The organism is Nostoc sp. PA-18-2419, assembly GCF_005869855.1.
In the GTDB taxonomy this organism is placed as follows: domain Bacteria; phylum Cyanobacteriota; class Cyanobacteriia; order Cyanobacteriales; family Nostocaceae; genus Nostoc.
In genome coordinates this window covers 1-16,712 of record NZ_SZNH01000022.1, presented here as the reverse complement: position 1 = coordinate 16,712, position 16,712 = coordinate 1, and the positions used below count along the sequence as shown (strand labels likewise).

At 41.6% G+C, this 16,712-nt stretch carries 11 protein-coding genes and 1 pseudogene; 4 read left to right on the top strand and 8 right to left on the bottom strand.

Annotated elements, in window-relative coordinates; translation table 11 throughout:
* Positions 1-21: 21 nt before the first annotated feature.
* Together panD and FCR06_RS21035 are read left to right on the top strand one after the other, a co-directional pair.
* Positions 22-405, top strand: a complete 384-nt coding sequence (gene panD, locus FCR06_RS21040; RefSeq protein ID WP_138503187.1) for an aspartate 1-decarboxylase — start codon at positions 22-24, stop codon at positions 403-405.
* An 11-nt stretch (positions 406-416) separates the two neighbouring features.
* Entirely contained in the window at positions 417-1,319 is a 903-nt protein-coding gene (locus FCR06_RS21035; RefSeq protein WP_138503185.1) for an MBL fold metallo-hydrolase, read from the top strand.
* A 269-nt stretch (positions 1,320-1,588) separates the two neighbouring features.
* Here the strand turns inward: FCR06_RS21035 and FCR06_RS21030 are convergent, their stop codons facing one another.
* From FCR06_RS21030 to FCR06_RS21010, 5 genes are all read right to left on the bottom strand, one after another.
* A complete protein-coding gene (locus tag FCR06_RS21030; RefSeq protein WP_138503183.1) occupies positions 1,589-2,569 on the bottom strand; it encodes a diguanylate cyclase in 981 nt (326 codons plus the stop codon).
* A gap of 488 nt (positions 2,570-3,057) precedes the next feature.
* On the bottom strand, positions 3,058-4,272 hold the full coding sequence (locus FCR06_RS21025) for an HhoA/HhoB/HtrA family serine endopeptidase (RefSeq protein ID WP_138503181.1): 1,215 nt from the start codon (positions 4,270-4,272) through the stop codon (positions 3,058-3,060).
* Positions 4,273-4,548: 276 nt separating this feature from the next.
* Positions 4,549-5,871 (bottom strand): D-alanyl-D-alanine carboxypeptidase, encoded by a 1,323-nt coding sequence (locus FCR06_RS21020; protein ID WP_138503179.1) that lies wholly within the window; start codon positions 5,869-5,871, stop codon positions 4,549-4,551.
* A gap of 927 nt (positions 5,872-6,798) precedes the next feature.
* Positions 6,799-7,869 (bottom strand): LOG family protein, encoded by a 1,071-nt coding sequence (locus tag FCR06_RS21015; RefSeq protein ID WP_138503177.1) that lies wholly within the window; start codon positions 7,867-7,869, stop codon positions 6,799-6,801.
* A 267-nt stretch (positions 7,870-8,136) separates the two neighbouring features.
* Entirely contained in the window at positions 8,137-9,906 is a 1,770-nt protein-coding gene (locus FCR06_RS21010) for a pentapeptide repeat-containing protein (protein WP_138503175.1), read from the bottom strand.
* A gap of 498 nt (positions 9,907-10,404) precedes the next feature.
* Here FCR06_RS21010 and FCR06_RS21005 point away from each other — a divergent pair, with 498 nt between their 5' ends.
* Positions 10,405-13,398: a zinc-dependent metalloprotease gene (locus FCR06_RS21005; RefSeq protein ID WP_138503173.1), complete on the top strand. Its 2,994-nt coding sequence runs from the start codon at positions 10,405-10,407 to the stop codon at positions 13,396-13,398.
* Positions 13,399-13,522: 124 nt separating this feature from the next.
* Here the strand turns inward: FCR06_RS21005 and FCR06_RS21000 are convergent, their stop codons facing one another.
* Positions 13,523-14,257, bottom strand: coding sequence for a DUF1995 family protein (locus FCR06_RS21000; protein WP_138503171.1), 735 nt, complete (start codon positions 14,255-14,257; stop codon positions 13,523-13,525).
* A gap of 136 nt (positions 14,258-14,393) precedes the next feature.
* Between FCR06_RS21000 and FCR06_RS20995 the strand changes: the two genes are divergently transcribed.
* Positions 14,394-15,080, top strand: coding sequence for a DUF1294 domain-containing protein (locus FCR06_RS20995; protein WP_138503169.1), 687 nt, complete (start codon positions 14,394-14,396; stop codon positions 15,078-15,080).
* A gap of 470 nt (positions 15,081-15,550) precedes the next feature.
* Here FCR06_RS20995 and FCR06_RS20990 read toward each other — a convergent pair whose 3' ends face one another.
* Together FCR06_RS20990 and FCR06_RS20985 are read right to left on the bottom strand one after the other, a co-directional pair.
* Positions 15,551-16,009, bottom strand: coding sequence for a hypothetical protein (locus FCR06_RS20990; RefSeq protein WP_138503167.1), 459 nt, complete (start codon positions 16,007-16,009; stop codon positions 15,551-15,553).
* Between the two features lie 309 nt (positions 16,010-16,318).
* Positions 16,319-16,636: pseudogene (locus tag FCR06_RS20985) on the bottom strand (transposase); the annotation flags it as partial.
* Positions 16,637-16,712: the final 76 nt, after the last annotated feature.

Genomic DNA, 16,712 nt, shown 5'->3' with positions numbered 1-16,712 from the left:
TGCCACTAACCCCAAACCAAAATGCAGCGTACTCTCCTTTTGGCAAAAATTCACAACTGTACCCTTACTGGGGCGAATATCAACTATGTGGGTAGTATCAGTATCGATAGAGTCTTACTGGAAAAAGCTGGCATCTTACCCTATGAGCAAGTGCAAGTAGTGAATAATGCCAATGGCCAGCGCTTTATTACTTATGCAATCCCGGCTCCAGCCCATTCAGGAATCATTGAGCTAAATGGGGCTGCGGCACGTCTAGGCATTATTGGCGATCGCTTGATTATAATGACTTACGGGCAGTTCACTCCAGAAGAGTTAAAAAGTTACTCTCCTACGGTAGTCATTGTGGATGAAAAAAATAGGCTGTTAGAAATGCGGCGCTACGATGACCTGCTCAGTAAGGTCTAATTTCAAAGAAAATGTCAAACTTTGAGTTGTCGGGTTCCCAGAGCTATATACCTGAAAAGTCAACAAACCTGCCTAGTAGTCCAGCAGGTCAGTTAAGAGTGCAATTCTGGGGTGTAAGGGGTTTGATTCCCACTCCCAGCAATAACACCAGCCGTTATGGCGGTAATACCGCTTGTGTAGAAATGCATGTAGCCGGGAAACGCTTGATTTTTGATGGCGGTACTGGCTTACGTATACTGGGTAAAACTTGGCAAGAGCTGCAAAAGTCACTAGAAGCCCATTTATTTTTTACCAATTCTCAATCTAACCGCATCCAAGGGTTTCCCTTTTTTGCCCCCGCATTTATTGCCGAAAATTGCTTTCATATTTACGGCACAGCTGCCTCAAATGGAGCCTCAATCAAACAATGTCTGTATGATCAGATGCTCCAGCCACATTTTCCTTATCCTTTACAGGTAATGCAGTCGGAATTACAGTTTTACAATCTCACTCCAGACAGTGACCTGAAGCTAGATAATGTAATTATTACAACTGCATTAATCAATCAAACTCAGCGGTCAGCAGGCTACCGAGTCACTTGGCAGGAATATAGTGTTGCCTACGTCACAGATTTGCACCAAAATGCAGAGCAAGCAGAGCGAGAGCGGATTTTACAGTTCGTTCAAGGTGTTGACTTGTTGATTGCCAATGCCACCTATACTCCTCCAACATCTCACAACCATGATTGTGCTGATTCCCTTTGGCAAGTTGCAGTGAATGTAGCTCTTAGTGCTGGTGTGCGACAGTTAGTAATTTCTCACCACCACCCAGATGACCATGATGATTTTCTTGACCAAGTTCAAACCGATGTGAAATCTGCCTTTCCGGAAGCATTACTAGCTTATGAGGGTTTAGTATTGGTTGTTGGTCATTAGTCATTGGTCACTTGTACTGAGCGTACTCCTACGGAGAAGCAAGCTACATGTAGTGTCTTTTAGAGAAGTAGAAGTATTGGGCATTAATTGTTAATAAACTGACAGCGATAAATATAAAAAATAGAGCGCTGGGGCATCGCGTTCTTAAAGCTCTGTTAATGTCCCACGGGATACTGGGAGTTATTGAGAAGCCTACACTGTACTGCTTGCAGTCAGTGTAGGAAATATCACAAAAGTCTACCTGCTATGACTTTCATTGAGTCTACTTGTTACCGTGTCATCTGTGGAGTTTTCTCCCTAATCTGCTGGCTTTGGTGCCTAATTTGTTGGTTTTTCTGCACCAGTTGTCGGACTTGGGTGATAAGCTGTTGGCTTTTGTTTCTAGTCTGCTGTAATTTCTGTTTAGACAGCGATAATTCCTTTCTAAAGAACGAGTCATCGCAGATGTACAGCTTTGCTAGAGAAGCAATCTGATTTACTTCTAAATTTTCAGTTTGCTCTTGACTGTACACAAGGCAAGCACGTCCTGCTTTTTTTGCTTGATACAATGCTTTATCTGCGGCCACAATGATTTCTTGAAAGCTAGAGTTAAACATAGGAATTACAGTGGCTAACCCAGCACTCACAGTTACATAACAACTCACTTGTGAATATTGATGAGGAATTGCCAGTTTCCACACAGCAAAGCAAATTTTTTGGGCAATGTGAATTGCACCAAGTGTATCTGTGTTAGACAAAATTACAGCAAATTCTTCCCCACCATAACGGGCAACTAAATCAGTAGGACGTTGAACAACATCTTTGATGACTTTAGCAATTTTCGCAAGAGTGCGATCGCCCATTGGATGACCATAGGTATCGTTGTAGGATTTGAAGAAATCTACATCAATAAGGATAAGGGAGAGGAACTGTTGTGAGCGTGCCATGCGCCGCCACTCAGTATCAAGATACTCATCAAATCGCCGGCGGTTAGCTACTTGAGTTAAACAATCAATAGTAGCTATAGTAAATAATCGTTGCAATTCATAATTAGCGGCTTCTAGTTTTTGCTGAAGTTGGCGACGCTCTAGTTCTTGGCTGGCTAGCAAAAACTGATAGTCCAAATTGCTTAAGCTTTTGCCTTGTGCCCAGTCTAAGACCTCTTGCAATGCTTGCCCCCGTAATAAACGTGACTGATCTTGATAGCCGGATGCGACCCAAACATTTAATGCTTGGGAATAAGGAGGGAGATTGTGTGACTGCCGAGTCATTTTATTTAAAACTCTAATTATATTAGACGTTCATCTGATTGATATTAAGTAGATGTCAATCTAAATACGGCTAATATTACAAAGTAGATAAGTAGGTCGGTGTGAATATTTATCGTTGGGGTGAGGCAGTTCGCGTAGCGTGTCGAAGACAAGGCAGGATAGCGCCGCTAAGCCGTGTCCACGCACGCAGCGTCTCGTAGAGAGCGTCGGTTGCTATGCTGGAGGGAAGAGGGTTTAAGCCTACTTAATTTTTCTTAATATAGTTTTGTTTTTCCACACCGTTATACTTATACCTTTTGTGTATTAAAGTTACGCCATATAGGAACAAACTGCAAAACAAAGGCAGCACAAGGACAGGAGATTTCACTTTAAAGTTGACATCAAAGGAATTTTCGGCTGTGGTTATCTCCATTTAAATTTGATACAATACGCAGCACGATAGTACATTTGTGCTATCGTGCTGATGATTGAAATCGGGTATATTCCTTTTAGGAAGCGTTTTGCAATTCAGCTGTGCGTATTGAAAGCTGCTGTGTTTGATTACCCCGTTGCACTTTTACCTGTAATACTTGACCAAGGCGACTGTCTTCCACAAGATTCTGCAATTGTTCAGCACTGGTAATTGCTTTACCATCTACTTGAACGATTACATCTGCGCGCCGGATACCCGCAGATGCAGCTGGAGAATTGGGAATAACTTGCATCACAAAAACACCATTAATTTCTGGTATTTGAATCGGAGAGTTAGGATCGGTGTTATTTTGCTTGGCAAGATCGGGTGTTAAAGTTACCATTTGCACCCCTAAATATGGGTGAGGAACTTTGCCTTGACGTTGCAGCACAGATGCGATCGCTTTGGCTTTATCGATGGGAATGGCAAAGCCAATACCCATTGCATCAGGACGAATAGCTGTGTTAATACCAATCACTTCACCTCGTCCATTTAACAGTGGGCCGCCAGAGTTACCGGGGTTAATAGCAGCGTCTGTTTGAATGAAGTCTAAGCGTTTATCAGTAATACCGACTTGGGCGCTGGAACGTTTGAGCGTACTGACAATTCCCAAAGTAACAGTGTTATCAAATCCCAAAGGATTACCAACTGCGATCGCCCAGTCTCCTACTTGTACATTACTGGAAGAACCCAAGGGCGCCACTGGTAAATCGTTACCAGCGTTAATCTTGACTACTGCCAAATCTGTAACTTCATCTATACCTTGAACTTTGCCTTCAAAGCTGCGACCATCTTTGAGCCTGACTGTTACCTTATCAGCTTTATCTACTACATGGGCATTAGTCAAAACTAATCCGCTCTTGTCAAGAATAAAACCTGAGCCTAAACCGCGTAGTTGTTCAGAAGGCATTTGTTGGGGCAAACCGTCACCAAAAAAGCGACGGAAAAAGGGGTCTTGTAAAAATGGGTCCATGCGCCGAGTAATTGTCCGTTCCGTATCAATTCGGACAACTGCTGTACCCACGCGGTTGACTGCTGCTGTGACAAAGCTACTGCTACCAATGGTAGAAGTTGTAGGTGATTGTCGTTGGGCAATCATTTCTGGAGTATCCACAGCAGGTGCAATCGGTGCAGGTTCGGCTTGGGACGGCAACACTTGCAATGTGCTAATTGTGAGTACAACTCCTAGCGCGATCGCTAATACATGAGTGGTTAGTTGACGCACAGGTCTGGGTAATTTGGGAAATCGCATAATCACAACCTAAATCTAGAAGCTTAATTGTTACTTAGTCGTGACAGATCTATTTACAATTATTTTTACAAATTTGACGTTGGCTTTTTGCTTTTGGTTTTGCTCACTCTAGCCACTATTAGGGTTAGGGTATTTTGCAAGTTACCTTTAATCAACTTAATGGAAAATTTACCCCAAAAGCTATTATGGAGATTTACACTTTACAGGTTCGGTTTTTACCCAGACAGGATACTTTAGAAATCAGAATTTAGAAATCTGCTGTTAATTACCAATAAACTAACTTTTGAATAAAATTTCATTGCGAATGGCTGCGCCTAGCTGGGGTAGAGTGTTGATAGCTGAGTGGGGAGTGATGGCAAAAGGGACGGTTTGAGGTACTTGTAATTGTTGGACAACACGTTGCAAAAGTTGGTCTTGTCCAGTACGTAAACCCCAGACATTTGTACCACGGTTGATAATCGCAAACCAAACCAAACCGCGATCGCGTGTAGGCATTACTCCGGCTAAAGCGCTAACATCGCGGAGAGTGCCAGTTTTGATGACAGTAGCAGAGGGGATGTGTCTAGTGTGGAGTGTTCCTCGGCGATCAAAGCCAGACATGGGGAACAAGTCAGCTAGATTCAGTTGATAAGTGTTTGCTTCCCCTTGAATAGCCATGAGCATAGAACAAACAGCTCTCGGGGAAATCCGATTTTCTGGTCCTAATCCAGAACCATTGATTAACTGAATTTCTGATTGCGGCACTTTAGCAAGATAAGCAGCAGTAGATTGTACTACACTGGCTCCTCCCACTGACTCTGCCAGCATCTCTGCCATATCGTTGTTACTGTAAACGTTCATTTCCTTGAGCAGTTGCTTCAGGGGTAACGAACGATGACGTACTAATAAAGTTTGGCGCGGATTTGGTTGTGCCTCAAATTTGACAGCACCCGCAATCACAACTTTCGGCTTGGGTGTTCCCTTGGGCATGATTGAGTATATGTAAACAGCAGGGCGGCCCCAAGTCGCAGAATTTAATGTTTGCTTGAGTATTAGACCCGCTAGCATTGGCTGACGTTGGAAATTCATGGCGAAATTACCACTAATCACCAAATTTCCCTTTACTTGCTTGATGCCCATCTGATTTAAAGTATTACCAAGGGCGATCGCTTCTTCCCAAACAAACATCGGATCGCCGCCACCAGTAATCACCAAATCGCCTTGGACAACCCCATTTACCACTGGCCCAGTGATACTCACCAAAGTATCAAATTGATGGTCTGGGCCCCAAGTTTTCAAAGCAACTAATGAAGTAGCAATTTTAGTTAAAGAGGCAGCCGGTAGAGCTGTTGTGCCTTGATGATTTGCCATCAGCATCGGCCCTGACTGCATCCAAATTCCCTGACTTTCAGCCAGATTTGCCCCTACTACTTTTGATGTTATTAATTGCTTGAGATATGCTTGTACCGTAGTCGCCCCAGTTGGATTGGGATCAGGGGCTAGAACCAAGCCAGGCCTACTTTGCCAAGCCAATGCATCTAAAGCATCTAGGGGCTTGATGTGTACCCCAGCCATTTCTAGCCAAAGTGACACCAAACCTGAACCTAGTATTTCCAGCATACTTTATTCCTCTATCTTTGTTTAGGATGTTCTATATTATTTCCTGTGCTAATATACAGGTTTTTTTATGTCCATCAGCACTCAGCCATAATAACTGGTGTTTTTGTCATCTGGAAGTAGGTTAAATTACCTGATTTTCGTTAAACCTTTTACCAAAAAATACGAACTCTAACAGCCACCTCTGTTGAAAACCAGTATAAAGGAGGCAAGGCGAATTTTCTTGCCATATTGAATCATTTTTTTAGTTTGACAATAATTTATATACACTACTTTTCCAAGTGCGATCGCCATTAATGATAAAAAGAAATACAAATTAAAAAGCCGTAGTCATGGTTAGAAATTTGTGGCGATCGCCTGCGCTGCGAGTTGACTTTTCAGAGAATGTGCAAAAGTCCGGATGTCGATAAGGATAGTTTTGCTTTTGTGGGGATGGAGTTAGTCCAATTGGGTTATTTGCAGTTCTGCATCAATTGAATTATCCCAACATAAATTGTAAAGATTTTGAGAAAGGAAAATAGATATGGATGTAAGATCATGACCCAAGCCTTGCCGAAATTACTCACCTTCAATCGCTGATTTAAAAAATATTAAAATGACGTGAGTTCGACGACTCATATTGCATTTGCCTAATTAATCGAATCAAAAAAATTTCAGATATTTTACTAAGCAAAACATGTCTCTCTTCGATTCTCAGAGTCACAGATTTTGAATTTAGTTCAAATTAGGGAGAGGTTTGTCAAACTCATACCAATTTGAAAGAAGAATGTGATAGATGTATAGCTGGGGGCATACAGTTTGTACACCCCTACAGCCGGTTCATTTGTTGCAAATCATTTTTGCGAATAGTATTACATTAAACTGGCAACAGCAGTCTATGAAGACTCACAAAAATATAGGGATACGGGTGAATTTTTGCACCCTAAAACCCTACTTCCTTTCTGGATGCGCTGCATCTTCTGGTGAAGGAGTACCCATCTGGTTAATTGTGGCAATCATCTGATATAAGCGCCCCAAATCACGTTGATTGAAATACAAAATCAGGCGGGGTAGTCCAACAGTTTCATCTTGGGCTTCTTGGGGTAATGCCTGACTTTTTTCAATCCGTCCTTGAATAATAATGTCGCTGAAATCAGCATTRAGTTGCTCTACCTGAGCGTCAGGTAAATCTGTCTTGAGACGGATGATTAAGCGATTTGCGACATAACGGCTAGAATGATAAACCTCGTAAAAACGGGTAATAGCATTGCAAGCCACATCCAGGTTGTCTGTCACCGTGTAAAGACTGGGGTCATCAGGACTGACAAGACCTTTGTGGACTAATTGCTTATCAATATATTCGCTCCAAGAGCGCCAGTAATCACCACCAGGGTGGTCAATCAAAACTAAAGGTATGGGGCCAAATTTACCATTTTGGCTTAACGTCATACATTCAAAAGCTTCATCTTGAGTACCAAAGCCGCCAGGAAACAAAGCTATAGCATCGCTTTCTTTGAGGAGAAACAGCTTGCGGGTAAAGAAATATTTGAAATTAATTAGCTTGGGATCGCCTTCTATAAACGGGTTCGCTTGCTGTTCAAAGGGTAACTGAATGTTTAAGCCAAAGGAATTTTCTCGCCCAGCACCTTCGTGACCTGCCTGCATGATTCCACCGCCACCGCCGGTCATTACCATAAATCCCAATTTAGTAACGGCGCGAGCAAACTCCAGCGCCATTTGGTATTCTAGTGTATCTGGTGCGAGGCGAGCAGAACCAAAAATCGTGACTTTGCGAACGTGTCGGTAATTATAAAAAAGTTGGAAACCGCGCTCCATATCTGCTAACGCAGCTGATAAGATTTTCCAATCAAGACGCTCAATTTCGGTATCAGCAAGGCGAACAATAGTAGCAAGTGCTTGCTGAATAAGTTGTTGATTTTTTAAAGTCGGTAGACGAGCGATCAATTCAGCGATATCCGCCTGTAAAGACTCTAATGTGTCGAACGACGCAGATGAAGTCATGAGAACTGCCGCAATAATGGCACTATATTTTACGTGAACGACTTACACTCTAGCAAGCGGGATATAACCCTCTGGTTTGCAGTTAGCAAGTTTAGAACTGGCTTTGAGGTAGTATTGGTCATTGCTCAAGCTAAGAGACCCATCTTTTGATGTTGAAAGTAGAAAAATTGAGTTCGGAACTCGAATGATGGCGATTGAAACTCGAACCATGCAGTTTTAAACTAGAACGATGCAGTTCAAAGGCTGAATTTTACCTTTCCTTCGATCTCACTTCAGCCCCAATTCTTCCTTCAATGCCTCTGGTACATTAACTGCTGTCTCTAGTCCCCGCACATCTTCCCACTGCTGCTTTTGACCCCAGGTCATTTGTTCCATATTGGCGTCACTGAGGTCGGCACGTCCAAGAATGGCACTGCTGAGATTACTGTGGCTGAGATTCGCACCATTGAGGATCGCACCAGTCAGGTTACTGCCACTGAGGTTAGCGTTATTCAGGTTGGCATAGCTGAGGTCTGTGCCGAAAAGTATGGCGTCGGTGAGGTCTGCACCACTGAGGTCGGCGTTGTTGAGAATTACGCCGGTGAGGTCGGCTTCGTTGAGAATCACCCAACTCAGGTCTACGCCGGTGAGGTCAGCGCCTAAGAACATAGCACCGTTAAGTCTAGCGTTGTTGAGCTTGGCGCCATTGAGTTTGGCGTAACTGAGGTCGGCGGCGACGAGGATGGCGCTGTTGAGGTTGGTACTAAAAAGAATTGTGTCACTCAGGTTCGTACCGTTGAGGATAGCGTGACTCAAGTCAGCACCACTGAGGTCGCCACGGCAAAGGTCAGCATGGCTGAAGTTGCTGCTGGTGAGGTTGGCGTCACTCAAATTGGCACCGAAAAGGATGGCGTTACTTAGGTCGGCAGAGTTAAGGTTGGTGCTACTGAGGTCAGCGCGATTGAGGTCGGCGCGGCTGAGGTTGGCACGACTGAGGTCAGCACAGCTAAGGTCAGCGCGACTGAGGTCGGCACCACTGAGGTTGGCACCACTGAGGTTGGCACCGCTGAGGTTAGCGCTACTGAGGTCGGCACCACTGAGGTTGGCACCGCTGAGGTTGGCACCGCTGAGGTTGGTATCACCCAGGTTAGCGCTGCTAAGATTGGCACGGCTAAAGTTGACGCCAGTTAGGTTGGCATCGCCGAGGTAAGCACGGCTGWGATTAGCACAGCTGAAGTCTACCCCAGTCAGGTTAGCATCACCGAGGTAAGCACCGATAAAATTGCCGCCTTTAAGAAATTGCCCAATTATAGTGCTAAAGTTGCCAATCTCTAAGGCATCACTATAGTTAACGATCCGCAGCAGTTGGGATGTGAAAAAATTGTCTATGTTTGGTTTGGCAGATGGATAGAAAGTGATTTTTTGTCTGAGTCGCTCTTGCCCTTGAGCATAGCGGTGTAACTCTAATAGTAAAATCAGTACGTTTAGCCCTGTATATATATCTATTTGTCTCAGCCCAATCTCAATATTTTTTTCTGCCAACTGTAACATTTTTTTCTGAGGCAAGTTATTCTCTGGTGTGGCATCGATAAATTCTCCTTGACACCAGCGACAAAAAAAATTTTCTAGCCGCAAGAAAAGTGATTCTAAGCAAATTTTTTGACCTGTTATCAGAAATCCCATCAGTTCGTTGACTATTTCGGGTTTGAGCGCACTATTACCCAATAAATCGTAAATCTCTTCATGCATCTGGCGATCGCACACTCTAAAGCCAAAACCAGTAGCTTGCCTATTCAGCGTTTTCTCGTCTATCTTAGAAGTCCTACCACTCCCTGCTATTGTCCATTTTTCTAAGCTTTTTTGTAATTTTTCAAACAATAAATATTCCGGCAAATTATCTTGGATAAATTTAACACTTTTGTCTGGCTCTTTAATACTATTTGTTAGAGGCAAAGTTGCTTCAGTTTCCACAGATGTAATTTTTGGCATCTCTTCTAACCTTGTAGCTCTCACACAATTTATCAGCAGTTTCCAAACTTGAGATAAATATGTTGACATTTCTGTGTCCGTTGATACATTTAAACTAATTGTTTTGATAATCCGCAACTAAAATTTTTTCTCTGCTAATTTGCTTTTTATGAATATATTATTCGTATTAATTAATACTATATATACTAAGAGATTGGCAATAACCTTTGTCAAAGGCTTTGCTAGAAGGCGGTTTTAATTTCAAGCTGATTGTGGTGGTGTAAATAAAGTGCCAACTTAAAAATTATTTACAAAATGACATAATTTTGAGGCTTTGGAAAATTTATTGTATTTTTTTCCAAGATATTTACTAGTCTGATGTAAAAATAATACTTACTCTTTGTCAGAGACGCAATTGTTAGGAAAAATTCTAGTATAAAACAGTCCAAGAAAACGGAAAAATGGCAATTAAAATTGTAGTCAAAGTTTACTGCTTGAGATCAAGTAGGTAATAAATCGGCTGAGGAGGGAGTGCATGGCTTTGCAAAACTTAAAAATTACCAGGGATAGTTATTAGGGATGAATGCGATGAACAGATTAAGTTTTTATATGATTTTGTTACAAGGTTTGTTTTTAGGAATAGCAACCGCTAGCGCCAAGTCAGTGTCTATTGATGGAGCAAAGCAACAGTTGTCTGGCAATGATCAGACAGTCTTAGTTACAGCTACAAATAAAGACAAGTCCAATACTTTATTAACTAAAGAAACTTCAACTAAAACCTCAGCCTTATCGCCAAAAAATATTAATATTTCTCCTCAACAGAGACTAGCAGCAGGGCAAGTTTGGGTAGTTGATCGCCATAAAGACGCCCAGCCTGAACCGTTTATTTGGATAGTAAAAGATTTAAAAAAAGCAGCACAACAACCATTTTTGCAAGTTGCCAAAGCCGCACAAAAACCGAATTCCAAGCCTAATTCTAGTGCTAAGCCAGCAGCAAAGGATGATTTAGAGCCATTTGATGAAGTAGTGAAAGACACAGTCAAGCAGGGGGGATTGTTCACTCTTTATCGCAATAAAGAAAAGAATAAAATTTATTTAGAAATTAAGCCAGAACAACTGAATAAAAATTTCTTAGCTACGGCAACATTGGAATCAGGCATTGGCGAACGAGGTATTTACAGCGGTATGCCTCTGCAAGATTTTTTGTTTTATTTCCAGCGGGTGGATAATAATTTACACTTTACGATCCGCAATGTCAATTTTCGGACTCGTGACGGAGATCCGCAAGCGCGATCGCTTGCTCGTTCTTTTAGTGACTCTGTTCTCTACAATATTTCGATTAAAAGCATTCATCCGCAACGCAAAACTATTCTCATCGATCTGAGCGATTTATTACTCACAGACTTGGCTGGATTATCTTCAAGTTTAGGAGTTCCAAAAGACCCAGATCAGTCATATTTTGGTACTTCTAAAGCTTTTCCCCAGAACGTAGAAGTTGAGTCAATTTTAAATTTCTCTGGTGACAGTGACAGGCCAAGCTTCGCCTCGCTACCTGACAGCCGTGGCTTTACCTTACGCGTCCACTACAGTTTCTCCCAACTACCTGATAAAAATTATCGTCCCCGCTTTGCCGACGATCGCATCGGTTATTTTATCACCGCCTATCAAGATTTATCTAAAGACGATCAAGGCGATTCTTTCGTCCGCTACATCAACCGCTGGAACCTAGAAAAACAAGACCCAAAAGCAGCAATTTCTCGTCCCAAAAAACCTATTGTCTTTTGGATTGATAACGCTGTGCCTTTAGAATACCGCGATGCGATGAAAGAAGGCGTTTTGATGTGGAACAAAGCCTTTCTCAAAGCCGGATTCAAGGATGCCATAGAAGTCCGCCAAATGCCAGATGACGCCACTTGGGACCCAGCAGATATTCGTTACAACACGATTCGCTGGATTAATACAGTAGATGGATACTTTGCACTGGGGCCATCCCGCGTTAACCCATTGACAGGAGAAATTTTGGATGCAGACATTCTCGTAGATGCTAGCTTTGTCCGGGCACTCAAGAATGAATATCGCAAAATCGTCCAACCTAGCCAAGCACAAAATACCACTACTTTATCGACATTGATGCAAAATCGTTTACTTTGCAATAATGGTTTAAATGCTAAAGACAAGAATGCACCCCAGCAAACGCAAGCACAACAAGGGTTGTTGGGTAATTTATCTAAAATGGCAGGCGAATACGATTTATGCTATGGGATAGAAGCTACTAATCAGTTTGCCTTTGGTTCCCTGGCTATGTCATTGCTGCCAGATAATATGCCCAGCCAAGACAAAGTCAAAGAATATATCAATCAATATTTACGTTTAATCATCGCCCACGAAGTTGGACATACACTTGGTTTACGGCATAACTTTCGTGGTAGTACTTTGTTACCACCACAGGAGATGAATAATACGGAAATTACTAAAACTAAAGGTTTGACAGCTTCTGTGATGGACTACATTCCCCCAAATATTGCTCCTCAAGGTACAAAACAGGGAGATTATTTTCCGAGTATGGTAGGGCCTTATGATGAATGGGCGATTAAGTACGGCTACATGCCAATTCAGACATCGACTCCTGTAGCAGAAAAGCCAATTTTAGAACAAATTGCTGCACAATCTTACAAACCTGAGTTGAGTTATTCCACAGACGAAGATGTGTATGACCTTGATCCCACAGCCAATGCTTGGGATAATAGCGGCAATGTGCTGCTTTATTCTCAATGGCAGTTGAATAATTCTCGTATTATGTGGGAACGTCTCGATCAGCGTTACCCAATGGCCGGAGATAGTTACAGCGATGTCAGCGAACGTTTTAGCACAGTATTAGGGAACTATTTTCAGCAAATATATTACACGACTAAATACATTGGGGGACAGTCTTTCTATCGCATCCACCCCAGCGAAATACCCTCCGGAGTTACCCAACATCAATTACCATTTGAACCAGTACCAGTTGAACAACAACGGCAGGCTTTAGAAACGCTTCAAAAATATCTATTTGCAGAAGATGCCTTGAATTTCTCACCAGAACTGTTGAATAAATTAGCACCTTCTCGTTGGCGACATTGGGGTAGTTATCCCCAAGTTGGGCGTTTGGATTTTCCGATTCACGATTTGGTGCTACTTTTGCAGAGTTCTGTACTGCGGGATTTACTTTCAGCCGATCGCCTTTCTCGTCTCAAAGATATCGAACTCAAAACCAAGGCAGACAATGCATTGACTTTACCAGAGTTATTTGACACTTTGCAATCTGGTATTTGGACGGAAGTACTCAAACCAAAAGCTAAACCAATGAAGATTGCCAGTTTGCGGCGAGGCTTGCAACGGGAATATCTGGACATTTTAAGTGGCATGGTGTTGCGTAAAGAATATGTCCCAGAAGATGCTCGGACTTTAGCGTGGTATAAACTCAAACAATTAGATGATAAACTGAAAAACGTGAATTCTGATGATGAATACACCAAAGCACATTTACTAGAAACACGCGATCGCATTGAGAAAATCTTGAATGCGCCGTTGCAAGCAAATTAAAAAAGTAAAGACAAGGGTTAACCCTTGTCTCTACAAGAGTTAGGAGTTGATCATAAAATTTCTAACTCCTATTGTTTGTTGAGTATTTTGGCAAAATATATAGAAGCTGAAAATCTGCTTTCTCCTAACTACTCAACGCCTTTAAAAACCGCTGCAAACTCTTAAACACACTCGGCTTTCTTGCAGGTACAGCATTAGTTGTTGTTTGCGGTTGTCCCTTCATCAGGATGAGATCCAACTCATCACCCGATGGTCTTGTGGGTAATTCGGCAATTTTTTGATATTCACCGCCGTTTTCTATCCAAACTTCCCACTGTCCTGGGTAGCAGCGATATAAGGCAGTTTGGTCGTCTACCGGCCGCAGGTAATAGCAGGATTCAATGGTACTAATAAAACGATCGCGGACTTTTCTAGCTGCGTAACCAATGCCCACAGTTCCAGAATCTTCAAGGCGGGGATTTAAAAATATTAAAGGGCGATCGGCGATTGCTTCACATAACTTTTCCAACTGCGGTACTTCTACGGAAGTGGGGGCGATGAATAAGAAAATTTCATCTTCTGGCTGAATTTTTGTTTGCAAGGAAGCAGCCCTCCCCGTCCCGATATCCAAAATTTGAAATGGTGCATCACTCCAATCACGGCGGGCCAAGGCCGCCGCCCCAGCGTCAGCAAAGAAAATTTTGAAGCGAGAATCATATTCAGTAAACAAAGGCACAAATTGTTCTGCCACGGGCATAAGTTTTAATTCCGGGAACAGGAAATCAACTTGTAGCCGAGTACAGCCATCTGTAAGGGCAGCTTGGACAGCTGACTGAGATTGGGCGATCGCATCTTCAAGACTATTAGGAAGTTCACTCATAGTTTATTATCTTGGTTTAGCATTACTTCCATTGTTCCAGTATTAGCTCTGATTTTGGCGTTGCTAAATTTGAGTATGAATTATTTGATATTGAGATGAGAACCTTAAAAATGAAGTATCGATATCAGGGTCTTTCATGAAACCTGTTTTGCATAAAGGTAAATTAATAACATGGAAAGATGACAAGGGTTTTGGCTTCATCCGCTCTAGTCAAAGCAGTCAAGATGTTTTTCTTCATATCACTGCACTTAAACAAACAAATCATCGTCCACAAGTTGGTAATGTGATTTGCTATCAGCTAAAGGTTGATAAAGATGGAAAAATTTATGCTTGCAATGCCTTCATTGAGGGAGTTGTATCCCAACCTGTTCCCAAAACCTCATCTTCTGTAAAAAAAGAAACATTCCAGCCTACAGCCAAATCTTCTTTTATGTTTGAGGTATTGCTCTTATCCTTATTGCCAGGTTTAGGAGCAGTGCATTTTGCATTGACGACTTTCAACCCAATTCCTCTGATTCTTTATCCTGTAATGAGTTTTCTTACCTTCGCATTGTATGCGGATGATAAATCTCGTGCAAAGCAAGGGCGTTGGAGAGTACCAGAAAAGATATTACATTTGTGTGAATTCATGGGTGGATGGTTAGGGGCATTTATAGCCCAACGAAAATTACGCCACAAAAGCAGCAAGGCTTCATACCAAGCTGTATTTTGGGTAATAGTAGTCATTCACATTATATTTTGGTTGGATTGGCTTTTCCTTGGTAAAAGACTGGTAGATTTATTTCTCAGTAGTGAGTTTAACAGTGTTTATAATATTGTCTAGTGATTGCATTGTTCGTTAAGTAGCTCAACCTAATTAAATGTAAAATGTGATTACGAGCAAAACGGAGTTTAGACGCGAACGTGAGTGCGTCTCGTAGAGAAGCGGCTTCCTGAAGGGTAGCCAAGTAATCGCAAATATTCTATCTTACGTTTTTCAATGTTGACCTACTTAGTGTAACGCTGTGTTGCCAAAAATCACTGTCATACAAAATAGCTAAAATCTAACTTGACTAAATTTTTATATCTATAAATGGGCTACGCTTACGCATTTCCCAAACGAGCGAAGTAATTTGGATTGAGCCTCAACAGAACAGCTACCTGTGCCTTGAAGGCAGAGATAGCTGTTGAGACTATTGAAAATATCGCTACTAGGAAACTTTAAAGTTGTTATCAGGCGGGCTGATATTCTGTAAATAAACCTCAGAGATTTAGATGCGATTTTAATTGAAATTGCAAGCCGAAGGTAGACAGTTAATTTTTGGAAGTTGAAAAGTTCAATTCCTGTTGAATGCTTTTAGCATCATCATACAAATTTGTCACTCTCGAATCATTACTTGGACAACTAACGTCTGGTGATTTTTGCCGCTGATACCTGACTTCAGTTGACGTACCGAACGAAACAGATTTCGCACATGATGTATATGGTAATTTGGACAATGGCTTAGCTGCCGAAATATCATTAAAAAGTTTTGTCGCTGTGTCCACTTTTATTTCGCCTGAACCTTTTTTATTGCAAACAGTGTAATTGGCTTTTCCAGATGGCAACACATGAATTCTATATCCACAGGCATTTGTAGAACCACTATTAATAATAACTGCCCACTGTTTATAATTTGGGGTTTGTGCAAGTATCCTCAAAGGAAAAATACATAAAGGTGCAGCAAATAATACTGAAGCCAAACTAATTTTATATATATTAAAAACTTTCATTTTCACCTCACATGATTAGAACAGAACTGATTTGAGATATCTTGTGGAACAAAAGATTTTGTAATAGCACTTGCTTGGTTAATATTCGATTAAGCAATATTAAATTTGTCACCAGTGCAATTACTAGACAGAAATTGTTGTGATTTTTTAAAACTATAATTGACTGTATATATTTTAAGCATGTCATTATGATGTCAATGTTGTGTCATACCAATTGTTGATGAAGATACACACAATATATGACTAAAAATTAGTTGTATTTCTGAGTGTGTTAGAGCTTTGGCGCGTCCATGCCAATTACAGCAGTTTTCAAATGAATAGACCACAGTGGGCAAACCAACCCCAAGCATCATCAGAGAAAATTTGCTGATTCACAATCTGAGTTAAAAGTTGATTTAGTGCCTCATGTGTTGTAACTTTTGCTGCTCGCAAACAGTGCTTCAGTTTTGACCAGCATAATTCAATTGGAGATAAGTCAGGTGAGTAAGGAGGTAAAAAGACAAGACGTGCGCCAACTGCTTCAATTGAGTCTTGAATCACCGCAGCAGTATGTACTGATAAATTATCCATCACCACAATTGCTCCAATCCATAATTGTGGTGCTAGAATCTCTCGCACGTAAGTTACAAAGACATCATAATTGTGGTGCTAGAATCTCTCGCACGTAAGTTACAAAGACATCAGTGTTAACACTACCGGAAAT

Excerpts from the sequence above, each read along its gene's own strand:
- FCR06_RS21030 (WP_138503183.1), bottom strand. The coding sequence starts at position 2,569 with ATGACTCGGCAGTCACACAATCTCCCTCCTTATTCCCAAGCATTAAAT.
- FCR06_RS21005 (WP_138503173.1), top strand. The coding sequence starts at position 10,405 with ATGAACAGATTAAGTTTTTATATGATTTTGTTACAAGGTTTGTTTTTA.
- FCR06_RS21020 (WP_138503179.1), bottom strand. The coding sequence starts at position 5,871 with ATGCTGGAAATACTAGGTTCAGGTTTGGTGTCACTTTGGCTAGAAATG.
- FCR06_RS21000 (WP_138503171.1), bottom strand. The coding sequence starts at position 14,257 with ATGAGTGAACTTCCTAATAGTCTTGAAGATGCGATCGCCCAATCTCAG.
- FCR06_RS21035 (WP_138503185.1), top strand. The coding sequence starts at position 417 with ATGTCAAACTTTGAGTTGTCGGGTTCCCAGAGCTATATACCTGAAAAG.
- FCR06_RS20995 (WP_138503169.1), top strand. The coding sequence starts at position 14,394 with ATGAAACCTGTTTTGCATAAAGGTAAATTAATAACATGGAAAGATGAC.
- FCR06_RS20990 (WP_138503167.1), bottom strand. The coding sequence starts at position 16,009 with ATGAAAGTTTTTAATATATATAAAATTAGTTTGGCTTCAGTATTATTT.
- panD (WP_138503187.1), top strand. The coding sequence starts at position 22 with ATGCAGCGTACTCTCCTTTTGGCAAAAATTCACAACTGTACCCTTACT.
- FCR06_RS21025 (WP_138503181.1), bottom strand. The coding sequence starts at position 4,272 with ATGCGATTTCCCAAATTACCCAGACCTGTGCGTCAACTAACCACTCAT.